This window comes from Paenibacillus sp. GCM10027629, assembly GCF_042676425.1.
GTDB lineage: Bacteria > Bacillota > Bacilli > Paenibacillales > Paenibacillaceae > Paenibacillus_K > Paenibacillus_K terrigena.
Map to the genome: position 1 here is coordinate 1 of NZ_JBHTGZ010000014.1, position 17,406 is coordinate 17,406.

At 46.1% G+C, this 17,406-nt stretch carries 15 protein-coding genes, 1 pseudogene and 1 riboswitch; of the genes and pseudogenes, 2 read left to right on the forward strand and 14 right to left on the reverse strand.

Annotated features, from left to right (window positions below; genetic code table 11):
- Positions 1–2,587, reverse strand: a 2,587-nt coding sequence (locus ACFQZR_RS24910; RefSeq protein WP_379351016.1) for a MucBP domain-containing protein, incomplete at its 3' end; no start/stop codon positions are given.
- 72 nt (positions 2,588–2,659) lie between these two features.
- Positions 2,660–2,746, reverse strand: a riboswitch (cyclic di-GMP riboswitch).
- A 527-nt stretch (positions 2,747–3,273) separates the two neighbouring features.
- Between ACFQZR_RS24910 and ACFQZR_RS24915 the strand changes: the two genes are divergently transcribed.
- Positions 3,274–4,824 carry an ABC-F family ATP-binding cassette domain-containing protein gene (locus tag ACFQZR_RS24915; protein WP_379351018.1) on the forward strand — a complete coding sequence of 517 codons (1,551 nt, stop codon included), beginning with the start codon at positions 3,274–3,276 and terminating at the stop codon, positions 4,822–4,824.
- 100 nt (positions 4,825–4,924) lie between these two features.
- Here the strand turns inward: ACFQZR_RS24915 and ACFQZR_RS24920 are convergent, their stop codons facing one another.
- Positions 4,925–5,383: an SRPBCC domain-containing protein gene (locus tag ACFQZR_RS24920; protein ID WP_379351020.1), complete on the reverse strand. Its 459-nt coding sequence runs from the start codon at positions 5,381–5,383 to the stop codon at positions 4,925–4,927.
- A gap of 132 nt (positions 5,384–5,515) precedes the next feature.
- Here ACFQZR_RS24920 and ACFQZR_RS24925 point away from each other — a divergent pair, with 132 nt between their 5' ends.
- The gene (locus ACFQZR_RS24925) at positions 5,516–6,322 is read left to right on the forward strand and encodes a DUF6597 domain-containing transcriptional factor (RefSeq protein ID WP_379351022.1); all 807 of its coding nucleotides are present in this window, start codon (positions 5,516–5,518) and stop codon (positions 6,320–6,322) included.
- Positions 6,323–6,341: 19 nt separating this feature from the next.
- Here ACFQZR_RS24925 and ACFQZR_RS24930 read toward each other — a convergent pair whose 3' ends face one another.
- From ACFQZR_RS24930 to ACFQZR_RS24985, 12 genes and pseudogenes are all read right to left on the reverse strand, one after another.
- Positions 6,342–7,538, reverse strand: coding sequence for a copper amine oxidase N-terminal domain-containing protein (locus ACFQZR_RS24930; protein WP_379351024.1), 1,197 nt, complete (start codon positions 7,536–7,538; stop codon positions 6,342–6,344).
- Positions 7,539–7,617: 79 nt separating this feature from the next.
- Positions 7,618–8,535, reverse strand: coding sequence for a DMT family transporter (locus tag ACFQZR_RS24935; protein ID WP_379351026.1), 918 nt, complete (start codon positions 8,533–8,535; stop codon positions 7,618–7,620).
- A gap of 93 nt (positions 8,536–8,628) precedes the next feature.
- On the reverse strand, positions 8,629–9,495 hold the full coding sequence (locus tag ACFQZR_RS24940; RefSeq protein WP_379351028.1) for a hypothetical protein: 867 nt from the start codon (positions 9,493–9,495) through the stop codon (positions 8,629–8,631).
- A 164-nt stretch (positions 9,496–9,659) separates the two neighbouring features.
- The gene (locus ACFQZR_RS24945) at positions 9,660–10,133 is read right to left on the reverse strand and encodes a CcdC protein domain-containing protein (protein ID WP_379351030.1); all 474 of its coding nucleotides are present in this window, start codon (positions 10,131–10,133) and stop codon (positions 9,660–9,662) included.
- A gap of 128 nt (positions 10,134–10,261) precedes the next feature.
- On the reverse strand, positions 10,262–11,518 hold the full coding sequence (locus ACFQZR_RS24950; protein ID WP_379351032.1) for an ATP-binding protein: 1,257 nt from the start codon (positions 11,516–11,518) through the stop codon (positions 10,262–10,264).
- Positions 11,519–11,666: 148 nt separating this feature from the next.
- Complete coding sequence (locus ACFQZR_RS24955; protein WP_379351034.1) at positions 11,667–12,758, reverse strand: threonine aldolase family protein; 1,092 nt, start codon at positions 12,756–12,758, stop codon at positions 11,667–11,669.
- A 135-nt stretch (positions 12,759–12,893) separates the two neighbouring features.
- Positions 12,894–13,841 (reverse strand): cation diffusion facilitator family transporter, encoded by a 948-nt coding sequence (locus ACFQZR_RS24960; protein ID WP_379351036.1) that lies wholly within the window; start codon positions 13,839–13,841, stop codon positions 12,894–12,896.
- A gap of 190 nt (positions 13,842–14,031) precedes the next feature.
- Positions 14,032–14,187 carry a hypothetical protein gene (locus ACFQZR_RS24965; RefSeq protein WP_379351038.1) on the reverse strand — a complete coding sequence of 52 codons (156 nt, stop codon included), beginning with the start codon at positions 14,185–14,187 and terminating at the stop codon, positions 14,032–14,034.
- Positions 14,188–14,196: 9 nt separating this feature from the next.
- A pseudogene (locus tag ACFQZR_RS24970) lies at positions 14,197–14,376 on the reverse strand (DUF3995 domain-containing protein); the annotation flags it as partial.
- A gap of 36 nt (positions 14,377–14,412) precedes the next feature.
- Entirely contained in the window at positions 14,413–15,795 is a 1,383-nt protein-coding gene (locus tag ACFQZR_RS24975) for a DUF5808 domain-containing protein (RefSeq protein WP_379351040.1), read from the reverse strand.
- 36 nt (positions 15,796–15,831) lie between these two features.
- Positions 15,832–16,212 (reverse strand): GntR family transcriptional regulator, encoded by a 381-nt coding sequence (locus ACFQZR_RS24980; protein WP_379351042.1) that lies wholly within the window; start codon positions 16,210–16,212, stop codon positions 15,832–15,834.
- Positions 16,213–16,386: 174 nt separating this feature from the next.
- Entirely contained in the window at positions 16,387–17,406 is a 1,020-nt protein-coding gene (locus tag ACFQZR_RS24985; RefSeq protein WP_379351044.1) for a LacI family DNA-binding transcriptional regulator, read from the reverse strand.

Here is a 17,406-nt window from a genome sequence, read left to right on the forward strand (position 1 = left end):
CAGGCTTCGCAAGTTCTTTGTTCGTACCTTTTTCAAGGTACTTCACTGTCACTTTTTGCGCCGATGCTGTGTAGTAGAAGATCGCTTCTTGCGTTCCATTTGTGAACGTGTAATCGATTGTTGCTTGTTCAGGCGTGTAGCCTGCAACTTCTTTTGCTTCTAGCTTAACGGTCTTGCCTGTTACGCCTTCTTCAACTTCAGGCTTCGCAAGTTCTTTGTTCGTTCCTTTTTCAAGGTACTTCACTGTCACTTTTTGTTCAGCTGCTGTGTAGTAGAAGATTGCTTCTTGCGTTCCATTGATGAACGTGTAATCGATTGTTGCTTGTTCTGCTTTGTAGCCTGCAACTTCTTTCGCATCTAGCTTGATTGTTTTGCCTGTTACACCTTCTTCAACTTCAGGCTTCGCAAGTTCTTTGTTCGTACCTTTTTCAAGGTACTTCACAGTTACTTTTTGCGCCGATGCTGTGTAGTAGAAGATCGCTTCTTGCGTTCCATTTGTGAACGTGTAATCGATTGTTGCTTGTTCTGCTTTGTAGCCTGCAACTTCTTTCGCATCTAGCTTGATTGTTTTGCCTGTTACGCCTTCTTCAACTTCAGGCTTCGCAAGTTCTTTGTTCGTTCCTTTTTCAAGGTACTTCACAGTTACTTTTTGCGCTGCTGCTTTGAAGTAGAATACAACCTCTTGGTTTTTCTCAGCCGTGAATTTGTATTCCTTTGTGCTTTCCCCTACTACTGTGTACCCTGCAACATTCGCTGCTTTCAATGTTGTTGTTGCATTTGTTGTTCCAGGTACTGTAATCGATGGTGCTACTTCCTTATCAGTTCCTTCTAATAAATATTTTACTTTCACTGACTGTGCGATTGCCTCGTAGTTAAACGTAACTGTAACGTCTTTATTCGGCATCGTACCTGTGACTTGGCCACCCTTAACCTCCAAGCCACTTCCTGCACTGACACTTACATCCTTCAACGTATAACCTTCAAATGACTTGCTCTGGATGTCTATTGACTCGCCTTGAAGTTTCTTAACATCTTCTGCCTTCTCAAGCTCGATGTTCCCTACTTTATACTCGATTTTGATATTGTAAGGAGCTTTCGCATAACCGAACCAAATTGTTGGGTTAGGCTCACCATATGTTAATGTTACATCTTGAGGACTAGCACCCTTCTTAAGAAGATAACCTTCCACAATTTTTGCCGTTACCGTATACTTCTTGTTAATATCAAGCGCTTCATTGCCATTTTGTTTGAAGGACTCGCTATATAATGGTGCAGCAAGATCTGGTCGATCAACCGGCTTATTTTCTTCATTAACCGGCGTACCCTCAGCATTGACCCTGTACCCTTTGACCATAATAGAACCTTTACCAAAGCTTACTTTGGGAACTTCAAAATCTTTGGATGCAGGTTTATTATTCACATCCGTATATTCCATATATGTCTTACCATTGGTCGGATACAATGTATTTGGATCTGGGTTCTTTGTTGAATCCAGCTTCACGATGTAAGTCATCGTTGCTGGAGATCCTTCAACGATGTTTCCGATTTCCCACGTAATCGTTTCTGTTGTGTCGTTCCATTTAATCGTACCTTGCGAAACTTCAGGTCCCTTGGTTTTGTCGAACATACCGCCCATTGGATCAATGACTTTTGCGTTTTGTGCTGCGTAAGAAATCTTACTGGATAGTTCCGCGAAGACTTTTTCTAACTCAGAACTATTTGAAGCGTAATAGCCACGATTCTGGCTGTACTTCAGTACGTTTGTAGCGTTGGTGTTATCCCCGACTTCAAGTCCAATGGAATACATTTGGATCCCTTTATCCATCGCAAGCTTCGCTTCAGATATCGTCCCTTTTCCATTGTCAGTTACCTTATACTTACCTATTTTATAGCTGTAATCGGTCCATCCGGAGTCCAAATCATAACTTCCGCCTGATCCGATTGTATACGTGTAATCGAAATTCGAAAGCGCAAAGCTTTTCGTTTTGTCTCCTGGCCAAGTATAATCCAAAGCGTTAGAAGCCTTGTAGCTATATGTCGGTTCCCCATCACTTAAGAGAACGATGACCTTGTTATCCGCCTTACTTGACTTTAATAACTCATCAGCGCGGTGAATTCCTCCTTGGATATTCGTACCTCCACTCGGAGAAATATTGCCAATCGCCTTTTTCAGCGCATCGATCTGTCCGGCATTCTTGAAATCCGAAACATCCGTCACATCACCAGCAAAGGATACAGCGGCAATTCTTGTGGTCGAATCTTTATAAAGCAGTCTGTCCACGAACTTCTGGGCAGATTCAATCGCTTTGGACATCCGAGTCCCTTTCATACTACCGGACCGATCAATCACCAAAACTACGTCCGAACTACTCTTAATGTTCTTTCCTTCAACCGTTAGGGTTACTTTCCATTCCCCTGGCGTGCCTGTCGGTTCGGCCTTCTTCGTCAGATTGACCGCGCCTGGATTCGGCCAGACCAGATCGTTCGAAGCCGCCGCAGAACTCACTGGCAACGTGCCAGGAATGAATCCTGTAAAGACGGACAAGATGAACATCCATGTCACTACAAGTCTAAAACCTCGTCTCATGTCTACCTCCTATTAATATATTATTTCAGCTCCTTGGAAACGCAAAAAAGTCCGACTGCAATAACAACTGTTAGCTGCAGCCGGACTATCATAGGTCAAAGACCATTAGACTCCGAGGCTTTGCGACCTAACCTTTCGGTTAGTGTGCCGAAATATATAATTCTAGTCGTTGCAGATGGACATTATGTAGGTCTAAAGTAGGATAAAGGAACTATTTACATTGACTAATATATGCCACGAATAGGCGCAAAGTCAATTGATTTCGGGATTCTTGAACCTAAAGTTATTTTAAACTACGGGCTATAGGGCTGGGTTGACTCGTTACAATGAAGTTGCATATACTATAGAAGTAACCAACAAAATCAATCACATGAGGTGGAAAGGATATGGAAATTTTGTCGACTGTTCTTAGAAGAGAATTACCTTAACACGGGAGAAGTCTGCCCATTTTAACGTTAAGTGAATCCGAGAACAGTAGATAAAAGCCAATCCCTTTCTTACGAAACCTATATGATCGTGGGCGAGGTGTATTCACCTCGTCTTTTTTGTATATTCCACCATAGAAAAATAACGATTTCGTCGTTCATACAACCATGAATTGTTTCTTACGAAACAGAAGATTGCGAATTCTGCTGTTCTCTCGATTCAGCCGTAGCACAAGCTAAATTGAAAGGGAGAGAACAAGAATGAGTTTATTAAGCATTGAAGACGTTACCCATATGTACGGAGATAAATTGAATTTTCGCGAGATCAGCTTCCGCCTACTGCGCGGAGAGCATGTCGGCCTGGTCGGCGGCAATGGCGCGGGAAAATCGACTCTGCTCCGCCTGCTCGCAGGCGAGATTTTGCCAGATTCCGGGCGCATCGATTGGATGCCGCAGATCAATGTAGGCTATCTGCAGCAGCATATCCATTTACAGCCCGGGACGACGATTGCAGCCTATCTGCAGAGCGCATTTGCACATTTATATGATATTGAACGGCGCATGCTGGGCATGGCCGAGAACATGGCCGAGGCAGACAACGATCTAGACACGCTATTACGGCAGTACGGCGAGCTGCAAAGTCAACTCGAAGACTCGGATTTTTATCAAATCCACGCTCGGATTGAAGAGGTCGCTGCGGGTCTTGGCATTCTGGATCTCGGCATGGAGCGTGATGTCAGCAAGCTGAGCGGCGGCCAACGAACGAAGCTGTTGTTAGGTAAGCTGCTTCTTGAAGAACCTCACGTATTGCTGTTGGATGAGCCGACCAACTATCTCGATGATGTGCATATTGCTTGGCTGACGGGGTATTTAAAAAGCTATGAGCATGCATTCATCGTCGTATCCCATGATGAGCATTTCCTCAACGAGATCACGACGGTCATCTACCATCTGGAGCATCAGACCTTGAGGCGATACCCGGGGAATTACAACAATTTTCTGAAGAGTCATGAATTAAGCCGTCTGCAATTGCAGCAAGCTTATGAGAAGCAGCAGCAGGAAATAACACGACTTGAGAAATTCATCGATAAGAACCGTATTCGTAAGGCAAAGCAAGCGAAGAGCCGGGAGAAAATGCTCGGTCGGATCGAGCTCATCGATAAACCTACAACCGGACCACAGCCGCGCTTCAGCTTCGAGGTGCGTCAGAATCCCGTAAGCCATGTCATCACAGCAAAAGGCATTCAAATTGGCTATTCGACGCCGTTGATTGCCCCTGTCAATTTGGATGTGAAACGCGGGGAGAAAATTGCGATCATTGGCCATAACGGGATTGGTAAATCGACCATGCTGCGTACCCTGCTAGGCCTCATGCCTCTGCTTAACGGTACTCTTCAGGTAGGGGATAACGTGAAGGCAGCCTATTTTGCCCAGGAAAACATCGCTTCTGACCAGACACCCCTGGAGAGGCTCTTAGCCTTCCGGACCGATCTAACGCAGCAGCAAATTCGTAAGATGCTTGCAATGCCCGGCTTGACCGAGAAGCATATCCGGCAGCCCCTGCGCCACTTGAGCGGTGGAGAACAAGCCAAGGTGAGGCTCTGCGAATTAATGCTCACGGACAGCAACGTATTGGTACTCGACGAACCGACAAACCATCTGGATGTGCGAACGAAGGATGCCTTTCGCGAGGCGCTTAAAGCCTATCCGGGCACGATCCTGCTCGTATCCCATGAATCGGAATTCTATCGAGACTGGGTTACGCAAGTATGGCGTGTGGAAGATTGGTGCCGTGGTGCAATAAAAACGTAATTAATGATAGAGGACGAAAACAAGAAGAACCTGTGCGAATCCTTCGTATAAGAAGGAATCGGCACAGGTTCTTTTTTATGTAGGCCGCTACGACGTCCTTTTACCAACCGAAATCGATCGTATCTCCCGTCTCGCAATACGTCTTCAAGTTACTCAAAATCATCCACCACGAGCTCTGCGTGTTATCGTAGGATGGGTGGCCCTCCGTCCACTCATCATTGATCAACGTGAACTTCGTACAGTTGCCCACGGTCTCAAGATTGAACGTCATTCTGGACTGGAACTCTGCATGGTTCTCACGATAAGACGGACCTGCGTGCTCCGTACCGCTATACGTCTTATAAGGCTCGTAGGCGAGGACTTCACCGTACACATGAACGGTCTCATCCCCATCCGCACCCGGTCCGATATAAGCATAACGGCTACCGATTTCAAAGGTAGACTCTAATACGCATCCGAAGAAGAGCTTGCGCGTATTCTCTGGGACGAACATGGCATCCCACACTTGCTCTGGGGTTGCTTTAATATACAATTCATACTTCAATGGAACTTCACGCATTCCTTCGTTCCTCCTTCGATTTATGCAATACATATCAAGCGCATAACTATGCTAATATGATTATAAAACGTAATTATGCCCAAGTATTGTAAAAACGCGACAAAATGCACGCAGGAAAAGGAGCGGCTATTCATGAAACCCGAAATTGTAAAACCCAGTATGGGCGTATTGAATTTATCCCGTGGGACACATAAATTTCAACTGACAAGGCATGAGCCATCCGAAGATATCGATCAGTTCGTGAAGCATTTCTGGATCGTCAGCTGGGATTTAACTGAACAAGCCCCCTACTTGCAGGAGGTTGTACCGAACCCTTGTGTGAATCTCGTCATTGAATCGAATCGAAGCGCCATTTTCGGTGCTGCGAAGCAGAAATATACGCACCACTTAGAAGGTAAAGGGGTCGTATTCGGTGTCAAATTCAAGCCTGGCGGGTTCTATCCGTTCATTAAGCAACCGATCTCCGAGCTCGCGAATCAACCGATGCGCATTCAAGATGTATTCGACGTGGAGATCGGAACGTTAGAGCAGGAGCTGCTCACGCAAGAGAGTGAGTCCGACATGGTCCGTCTAGCCGAACAATTCATTCGCCCAAAGCTCCCGCCATGGGACGACCAGGTCGAGTTCATCAATCAGATCATCGACCGCGTAAAGGTGGACCGTGAGATAACGAAGGTGGACGAGATTTGCGATCTTTTTCACCTGAATAAAAGAACGCTGCAGCGTCTCTTCGACCAATATGTCGGTGTCAGTCCGAAATGGGTGATCCAGCTCTACCGATTGCAAAATGCCGCTGAGACGATCGAGCATCAGCCGCGCATCGATTGGTCCGAGCTCTCCACGGAGCTAGGTTATTATGATCAGTCGCATTTCATCAAGGATTTTCGCACCATTATCGGCAAGACGCCGGACGAGTACGTAAGGGAGCAGTTAAAGTGAAGGACACCTCTCGGGTGTCCTAGTAATTAGCATCTAAATCATATTCTGAATAATAAGTCCACCGATCATTGTCTACCCAATCCATACTGATTAATAAATCATATACATGAGGTCCAATTACCTTACTATCCCCATTATATCGTTGTGTGAATTCAACTTTGGCATTTACCACTGCATGTGATTGATCAACATATAACACACGTGCATTCATCAATTTATGAGTGGTAATTGTTTTATTGAACTCTTCTTTAATAATATCTTCATACTTACCGTAAGTTACTTTTTCATTCCATTTCTTAATTACCGTTGGAGAAATAGATTTAATAGCAGTCTCATAATTCTTCTCATTCATTGCTGTGTAATATGTGTTTAAATCTTGTAGTACCTTACCGATTTGGTCTGATTTGTTTACTAGTAATCCATCCGCTGTAACATCAATATTTTTGGGGACATCAATCTTCAAATGTATAGGATCCATCTTTGAGATCTTCCAACCTGATTTCTCTTTATTCAAAACAAACCTAGTCTCTGACGACTCATTCAATACTTGAGTTTCATAAGAATAACCCGCATGTACAACTGCTGTATTATTGTCTAGGTACTCAATCTTATTAACCCATGTCTCATAGTTTTTAATAGGAAACACCCGAGGAAACGATTCACTCGCTTCATTCACATACAATATATCAGGATATGGATAGTCTTGAGAAAACAAATCTGACAATGGTTTGTGCTTATCCTCTTGTAGATATCCTGTTAGAGTTTTTCGAATAGAATCATCCGCACCGTATCCAAACTTCGTAAAGGTAATTCTATTATAATCTTGATTATATACTATCTGATATCCGAGAGCTTCTCCGATAAAACGTAAAGGAACGTATATACTTCCTTCTATAGTACGGATAGGTTCCGGAAGAAAATATCTTTTATTTTTATACTCTACTATATCTTCACCCATCCATAAGTACATCGTCCCACCATCAATCTCTGCAGAGATTTCCTGTGCGTCCTTATCAAAACCTATCTTGGCACCCATTGCTTCAAACAAAGATCGATAAGGAATAAATGTCGTCCCCTCGATTACAGTAGCTCGTGCATTTAGCTTCACACCATTAACAATAATTTCAGTTCCCTTAGCGTTTGCTGCAAAACTCACAGCACTGCCCAATAGTAATAAACACATCGATACACAAACTGTGAATAATTGTTTTTTCATTTTTCTGTTCCCACCCATATTATGTAATAACTCTATATATAGCATTTTTTTCCACGTATTCATAGGAAAAAACCTTACTTCAAGAAGTAAGGTTGGGTGATGCCGCGGTATCTTTGCGCTCCAGACTAATCCAGACCAATCCCGCGGCCATACATACGGCACCGGCTAGCTGCCAGCCTGAGAATGATTCGCCGAAGAAGAGATAGCCCGCCGTGACGGCAGAAGCCGGTACCACATAGCGGAAGAAATTCGCGCGTGCCGCGCCGACCTTGAACATGCTCGCATTCCATACAACGAAGGAAATGACCGTGCAGATCAGCACGTTATAACCAATCGCGGTATAATGCGTCGCTGTCAATGCGCTCCAGTCCACTTTGCCCCAAGAACCAAACGTGAACGGAAGCATGCCGATTGCTCCGAACAGGATCATCCATGTACTCACCCGCAGAGCAGAATACCGTTTCATAATTGGCATGCAAGCCAGGTTATAGAGTGCCCCGAATATACTCACACCCAGCGCTAGACCATTCCCAATCATATGGTTGGAGGACAAATCGAGTCCTTCGCTTCCTCCAAGAATAATGAAGCATACGCCGATGATCGCTGCAACGCCGCCTGTCACGAGACGAGAGGAAATCCGTTCTTTCATGAACAAAGGCCCGAACAACGCTGCACAGATCGGCCAAGGTGCTACGTTCAATAGCGATGCGTTCGCCAGCGTCGTATATTTGATCGAGTACATAACGGCGATCTCGAGCCCCGTCACCCCAAGAAGTCCAATGACAGCGAGCTGTAGTGCCACTTTCACCGGGATACCGATACTTCCCTCCGTCACCTTCAATAGCAAGAAGAAGAACGGTACGGCAAGCCCGAATCGAAGAAACGTGAAAAGAATCGGATCGAACGTCTCCATCGCCTGCCTCGATACCCCAAAATTCGCTCCCCAAATGGCCGCAACCAGCACCAATCCAACGTAATGCACCCATTTCCTATCCATATAAAATAGCTCTCCCCCATCGCCGTTCATCGACTAATATCATCCATCTACTATGCAGTGTGAGGGACAAAGGGAGAAATTTCAATCTATTTCTTATTTCAATGAATGTACAGCTCTCTTCTTATTCACACTAGTCCCCTTAACCGCTTCACAAAACACAAGAACGCCAGCTGCTAACGAGACGAGGAAACATGAACCAGCGAGCAACGGATACAGCGACCATTCTAGAATAGGCTGCCCCTGGAAGGTCTGCCAGCCCATCGCAACCAGTCCGAGCATATAGGCGATTCCCGTGATATGGATCAAACCGCTGCGCGCCGAAGATTTCCACCGCGTCTGTTCTGAGAGCCACGCAACAAAAGGTAACGCTTGAAGTGCATGGAACCCTAACCCATGAAGCCAGATAATATTCCCGCTAGCGCCGATAAATCGACCGTTATTCACGGAAATCCAAATACCCGCAGCGAATGAAATGAGGACCGAGATCATCGCATATCGAATGCTGAGCACAAGCTCGGGGCGCTGCTTGTAGATTTTGGACCGGAAGTAGAACGCTGCTAAGAACAGATAGAACAACACGAGCAGCAGCGCAACAATAGCGAACCCATTGCCAACCATCCGATCAAAGGCTGAACCGTCTAACACGAATCTTGGATTTACGCCGCGGAAGTTCTGAATCGTCTCTGCACCATAAGAGTAGAGCGCCAGCAGAATATAAGACCATCGGAAGATTAACCTTCCTCCCTTAGACATCCCGGAGAATGGAATCAACGCTGCTGTGGAGATTAAGAATATGCCTATCGCTGCATTAAAGGAGAAGGCTTTCGATACATCCCCGTGTGGTGCCACCTCACCTCCGAATAGTAAGGTCCATCCCCCGCATATTCCCGCAAGTAAAAACCCAAGTAAACCTACGAATACCAACCATTTCTCACCTTCAAAAAATTTCACTTTTTGCATTCCACGCTACACTCCTCGCACCGTTTTTCTTGATGGGATTAGTGTATCGCATGAATGTTTTTCCAAAAATATCCTACGGTCTAGAATTCACCCCCGACCGGAGATGGATCTTATTACTGTCTTCAGACGTAGAAAAAGAGTGCCCTTGGGCACCCTTCTTGGAATTATGCAGCCATTGATTTCGATCTCACGTTATGGAATTTAACGAAACATGCCACTCTCCAGCAGACAATGTAACTGAATGTCATAAAGTTGAGCAGGAAGCTTAGCGTGCCTGGATCCATGCCCTTCACGGTTGCAATCGCAATGAAACGCAGCGCGAATATCGTAATGAGGAGCAGGAACATGATCTTATTACATTTGATAAAGGTGTTACCCGCTTCACGCACTTCGAAGTTCGTCGTTAGAATGAGCGGTATGGATAAGACCATCCCTGCAAGGGCTGCAATAAGCAGCTGTTCGCTCTGAATATGAAGACTCGGATCGAGCAGTTGAAGCATCGATGTACTAATATAGAGAATCGGCAGGACTAACGGAAGCCCTGACTTGGCTATTGGCGATTTCATCCCACGCTGCAGACCGCGGAAAATAAAGAAAAATATGATCATTGAAATAAACATAGAATTGATTGGACTCATTTGAAAACCACTCCCTCAAGGATTCGATTTGATAGTCTTAGTATCTCGAATTTGAGGCATCGCAACCAGTGAAATATGTAATTTGATCGAGGTTACAAAAGTCACCTCATGCATGTGACGAACGAATCTCAAGTGATGGGGAACAGCAGGACGAATTCTGTCCCTTTGCCCATTTTACTGCGAATATCGATCTTGCCGTTCATCTTCTTAATCATATTAAAGGCAACGGTCATCTCCAGACCCGTTCCTTTCTCCTTCGTACAATAATACGGGGTGCCGAGTCTTCGAATCTGCTCTGCGGTCATCCCGCCCCCTGTATCGCGCATACTAATCTTCACGTAATCATTCCACGGACACACTTGCAGCGTCAGCATGCCGCCTTCTTGCATCGCCTCAATCGCATGCTTGCCAATGTTAAGCAGGGCCTGCCGGAATTTATAACGATCCCCTGTAATATAAAAAGGTCTCTCCTGGGCAGGTATGACATGAATCTTGATCTGATTGTAATTCCCGTACGTCGTCAGCACATTCGATAGATACAAGAGCTCATCTTGAATATGCAATTCTTCCGTAATCCCGGGGTCAGGCTGCGCCAAGGCGAGGTAATCCGTAATAATATGCTCCGTACGATCAAGCTCCTCAAAACAAATCTGCTGATACATCGTCTTCTTCTCGTGGTCCAGGTGATCGGAGCCGAATAAATGAATGAAGCCCCTCACTGCAGTCAGCGGATTCCTGATCTCATGCGCGACAGACGCCGCCATATCACTGATGATCTTCATCTTCTCGCTCTTAATGACCTCTTCCTGCATGTAGAAATACTTGTTCAGGGACTCAATCAGATACACGTAGAAGGCGACGATGACAGCTTGTAAGATGTAGGTCTGCAGAATCGTCCAAGGCTTGATGAACAGAATCCCGAACTGCCCAATCCATGTGAAGTATACGGTTAACGTGAGAAATTTAATCAAGAGACTTAAGCAGACAGCGACCCCGATTTTGCAAATCGTTTTCATACCGTCAAAGATACGAAGCGACAGCATAACCAACACGAAACTAAGTATCAGCGAAAAGATATACACCCAATCATGCGGACTTTCGTTCAAGAACCGATAAACCACGATCGTTAGATATAATAAGCCCGAAACAGACAATCCGCCATACAACGAGCCTACGGCTAGCGGAATCGATCGAAAATCATATGTAATGCCATTTAGCGTTACTGGAAAAGACATCGTCAAGACAATGGCGATAGCAAAGAGTATATAGATCAGGAAGCTATAGAGCAGGTTCCGTTCTTTTATTTTATAAATATAGGGGTACATGACAAGTGGAGTAAATATGATGAAGATGTTCAGGATAAAGTCCTTGAAGTAATCAAGCATAGAACGCCTCCAACACATATTTAGTATGGTATTAGTAGAAGAATATCATGAATGACCTACGGTGAGAAGATAAAATTGTCGAATAATGTATTTTTTGGGGATGAGAAAAAAGACACCTGCTCGGTGTCCTTCTCCTTAACGATATGACTTAAAATTCCATCATCTTCTTATCCAGCCACTGCAAGGCTTCTACCAGCCGTTCCCTCGGCAAAGTCGCGTATCGATCTCCAACACTCACCTCGTAAGCGCAAGACGTATCCCCTACCTCCACGAGATAACTCGTAAGTCCGACACCCGTCTCTTCGTAACACTGAATTAATGACGGTTCAAGCTGATGCTTGGGCATATCGATGTGCACATGAAACATGTTCGACACCGGTTCCACTGGCCTTGTGGCAATACCATGGCAAGCATTATAGAGCCCAGCCAGTGCCTTGGCATCTTCATGATACTGCTGCATCTTACCGACACGCTGCTGGAAATAATAATCGGCACTGAGGATGTACGGGTATAGACTGATCAGGTCGCCGCCATGTCTTCGCTTCCACACTTTCGAGGTGTCGATAAAGTCGGAATCCCCCGCAAGGATCGCACCTGCAATACCGCCAATCCCTTTGTAAAAAGAAATATAGACGCTATCGAAAAGTGAACTTATCTCTGCTGCCGAACGGCCATAATACGGCGTAATCTCGAACAGCCGCGCGCCATCCATATGCAGCTTAATGCCCCGCTCCCGACAATACTTCGAAATCGCTTCAAGCTCTTCGTAGGCCGGTAATTGACCGCCAATCTCGCGCTGTGGAAGTTCGAGCAGCAGGCAGGAGATCTCTTCCGGCATGTTCATGACATCTTCCAGACGGATCAACCGGTCTTTGTCCGCGAGAAGGATCGGCTCGATCCGGTGTAGTTCCCGGAGCGCGTCATTCTCATGGATCTCCAGATGAGCTAACGGATGATAGGCAACCTTGGCAACGCCACGCTGATCGCACCATATCCGCAAGGCAATCTGCTGCGCCATCGTACCGCTCGGGAAGAATACGGCCTTCTCTTTTCCTAAGAGATCAGCCATTTTATCTTGAAAATCTTCAATGATCTTGCCCGTTCCGTATCGATCACTCTCAAGATCTCCATCGATCTGATCCAGCACGGTGCGTAAATTCTGCACGATCAGGTCCCCATGACCTGGAACCTTGTATACCGACTGACGAAATGCTTCAGCTAGAGCTGATTGTTTGTTCATCTTTCCTCAACTCCTCTTACCTCATATTCTAGCAATATAGCTCAAGTATAACGCAGATGCCGCAGCCAGATCACGATAGATTTTCATGCAAAAAAGCCACATCAGATGGATATCCGATGTGACTTAAATGAACGATTATACTTGCATCTCTCCATGATGGACCTTCGAGGTCTCGATTTGGATCGTTGTATGTTGGATTTTGAACTTCTCTTCAATCAGATGGATCGCATCTTGCAGAATGCGCTGACCATCCTGATCGTCCTCGATAAGCATATGGCAGGTCAAGGAATCCAAATTCGATGTAATCGTCCAAATATGAAGGTCATGAACATCAATGACCCCATCAATCCGTTCCAACGCTTCCTTTACTTCATATTGATTCACGGTAATTGGGGTGCCTTCCATCAGGATATGCACCGTATGCTTAATGACGCCCCACGCGCTGCGCAAGATTAAGAGGGCGACGACGACGGAAATAATCGGATCGGCAATGTACCAACCGAACATCCACATCACGATCCCAGCGAGAATCGCACCGACAGAACCGAGCGCATCACCAATGATGTGGAGATAGGCACTGCGAAGATTGATGTTATTCTTCACGTCGCCTTTCCGCATTAACGCCCATGCGCTGATAAGATTGGCAAGAAGACCGACCGAAGCAATGAGCATCATCGAGCCGCTAGCTACCTCAGGTGGGTTGTTGAACCGCTGGATCGCTTCCCATGTAATAAAGCCTGCGATCGCAAATAACGTGACCCCGTTGAATAATGCAGCCAGAATCTCGAAACGGTAATAGCCATACGTCTTGTTCGGCGAAGCTGGCCGTGTCGCGAACCAGATCGCGACCAAGCTTAAGATCAGTGAGCTCGTATCGCTCAGCATATGCCCGGAATCGGACAAAAGCGCCAAGCTATTCGTGATTAATCCGCCGAAGAACTCTAGCAGCATAATTCCCGCTGTAATCGAGAGCGCAATGATTAAACCTTTCTTATTGCCTTCTCTACCGTGATCGTGGCTATGCCCGTGGCTGTGATGATGATGACTGTGACTGTGTCCATGTGAATGTGAATGGCTATGCATAAGTTATTATCCCCCTTCATCGAATCAGAATATGAATCCTCTGTTTAATGTTTTTATTTAGTGTATATATGAGCATATATTCATATATTATTATGTTCGAATCACCCCTTTTTGTCAACCCTTGGAATCTGATTCAGGCAAAATAAAAACCCGACCGCATACGGCCGAGTTCTATATGTATCCTAAATGGTTAGTCCCAAATATCGGGCCGATCCAGTTGAAGCATTCGCATATATCGCAGCAGTTGACCCGTCTGGACGAAGCTCCATGCGTTATACTCCATCGCGATGGAAGACTTGGTGTGAGGCACAAATAAAACTCGACCCCAGCGGCCGAGTTTTATCATTTACGAATTCTATCTCATTGTGCCTATCAGAATATAAGAGATGCCGAGTAAGAGGCAAAGCGGGGAATAAAGCCTACTGTCCCATTTAGCGAATACCGTACCCTTCTTGCGCTCGAACAGCCCCACCCATTTGAAATCTCCGATGCCACGAATGATGAACACAGCTGCTACGACCCAGCCCCCAACTAGGAGGAGAAGATCAGAGCTATGTCATGCTCATCCGGACTACTTCTGTACCTGTATTTGAAGCTGCTCATACAATTTCTTCGTCTGCGTTGGGTCCTTCTCATTATAGAACACATAAAGATCCTTGAGCTTGATCTGAATGTACGGCGGGTTATTTTTAACGATATATAGTTTGGACCTGCCTAACTCCTTCAATCGGAAGTTCCCTCGTGCATATTGATCTGTCGCTTCCCCATTCGTCTTCGTCCCCTTCGGAATGCTGTCAACAAGGGACAATTGTTCAATATCATCCATCTTAAAATCATACGAGTACATCGGGTAATCAATATGTACGTTATGCTCAGCCGTGATCGTTAATACCGGCGACGTCAGTTCCGAACGGATCAATAGGAACGATACGCCTACAATAATAGCAGCGAACACGATCGCAGAACCCCAGACGAACACCTTTCCTACCAGCGTCGCTGAATTGATCGTAAATCCAATTCCTACCCTTTTGGTAACAAACACACTGCTGTCGTTCGGATTATGGTATGTGAAACCATTTCCCCAGTATTCATCATCGTCGGAGTAGATGATCTTCCCATCATTCGCTAATATGTCTTGCTCCGACATTTTCACACGATGATTCACCGTTAAAATAATGCCCAGCGGAATAGCTGTGAACAACAGCGCAACAACGAGCCATACGCCCTGCCATTCTAGGTTCTCATTCATCATAAGCTGATCGATCAGGAGGAAGTGGACATTCTCCAGGATCGCCATGAATAGCCAGCAGTAAGACCACAAACGTCGTTTGGTTTGATTCAAGCTGAGATTCACTTCACTGTTCGCACTGTACACTTTCCCCTTAACCTTGCGCATACTGAACGAGATCAAGAAGAAGAGCATGGACATGATAAGACTGGCGATCGGAAGCCCTAAATCCCGCGTCGTGTCACTCGCAGCCCATCCAATAAAACTAAACGACATCGCAAAGGGAATGATGAACAGCCACAATGGCGCCGAGCGCTTATTCTTCAGCTGAGCAACCCGCAGATCGCTGTGGATGACCCGCTTCATCCCTACGAACCAGTCGTGCTCACGTTTTAACGCAAGCGTCGCTCGAAAGGCTCGACGAAATGGAATCACGATCACGACAGCAAAGACCGTCAGCCATACGAGAAAATAAATCGTCTGATAAGCAAGCTGCGCGTACAACAGTACAAGGGGGATAAGCGCAACAAGGGAACCTATCATCACTTGTCTAAATTGCTTCTTGAATTGTGCCTGAACCTCACGGATCGCTGGATGGTCCATCGCCTGCGAAGGCAGCATCACCGCGAACAGCATCCCGTTGTGATATTTCGCTTGCGGCATATAGGTCGTTAACATAGCTATGTAACAAATCAGAATGGTAACGAGATAAATCACCAACAACATTGTAATCAACTCTCTTCACAATGAATTCTAGCTCTTCTAGTGCTGATAGGTCATTCGGGCGAAAATCTGCGAACAAAGCGCCTGAAAACGCGGTTGATCGACACCTTTGATCGTCGCCTCCGCAATCATTAATTGAAGCTGCTCCTCCAAATGGGCTGCGTGCTTAGGATCTTCCGCCGTACGAGTGCCCACCTTCGCACCATGTCTGCGATCAATCACAATATAGCCTTCTTGCTTCAGCAGTGTGTATGCTTTATTCACTGTCATTGTATTAATCCCGAGATCTTCGGCTAGCTGGCGAACGGTCGGCAGCTTCTCATCCGTCTCGAGTTGTCCTGTCGCAATGCCGATAACGATCTGATTGCGCAGCTGCTCGTAGAGCGGGGTTGCGCTGTCTAACTCCAATGAAATCACCATAGGGTTCACCTCTCATCGATCATTAAGTATTACTTATTATAATACAAATAATACTTAAGATCTATATGCTGCTCATAAACGAAAAAAACACTGACCATTGTGTGGCCAGTGTCAGCTTACGAACTATTGAGATGTCTTGCTTTGCACCAAATTCCGCGAAAGAACGCGTCGCCCTCAGGTTGACCCGCAGCTATTGCGGATGATTAGCTCCGTTGGCACCGTAACCTTAAGCGGCAGTTCCCTGCCAAGAAACCGGTCAACCAGCAGTTTGACGGCCGTCACACCCATTTCTTCGGTGTAGACTTTGACGGTCGTTAGCGGCGGGGTGACATATTGCGACAGATCAATATCATCGATACTTACGATGGCGACTTGATCCGGCACTTTGATCCCCGATTCATCGAGCGCCCGCAATGCACCAATGGCCATCGGGTCGCTAGCAACGAAGAACGCTTCGGGTACATCCCCTTGCTGAATGGCCTGCCTCATCAATCGATAGCCTTCATCAGCCCCCCAGCTGCCGATGAACATGCTGTTATCACGGAACAATTCTCGCTCTCTCATCATCGACATATAGACAGTCTGCCGCTCGTCTTCAATATACTGAATGCTATCATGCTGCCGAATATAGCTCGTTCCTCCCATATAGCCAATGCGCTGATGTCCTAGCTCCAACAAGCGCTCCATGGCGCACCTCGCGGCACCAGCGAGATCGAACTGGACGGAATCGTACTGGTTGGAGCCATGATGATCAATATATACGATCGGAACTTCCGAATGCGATGATTGCAGCAAAATATCCGCTTCTACTTTTCCAACGACAATAACGCCGTTCAGTCCTGAAAAATCCAGTGCCGGGCTCACATCTTCAATCCAACGGAAAATCCGACGGATCGATACTCCGTGCTTCTCACATTCTTTCTCAATCCCTTGCCGTATGGTCATATAGAACGGATCGGAGAACTCGAACTGCTCAGAGCACCAGATGACAAGTCCGATACGCCAGTCGTTATCGCGCTCGGTCCCCATACTCTTGCGATTCTTCTTAGTACGATAGTTCAACGTTCTGGCCACATCGATAACCTTACGCCGGGTCTCGTGCGGGATGCTGAAGGACATATCCTGCCGAAGTACCCTGGACACCGTCGAACTGGACACTTCTGCAATTCGTGCAATTTCTTTGATGGTCGCCAT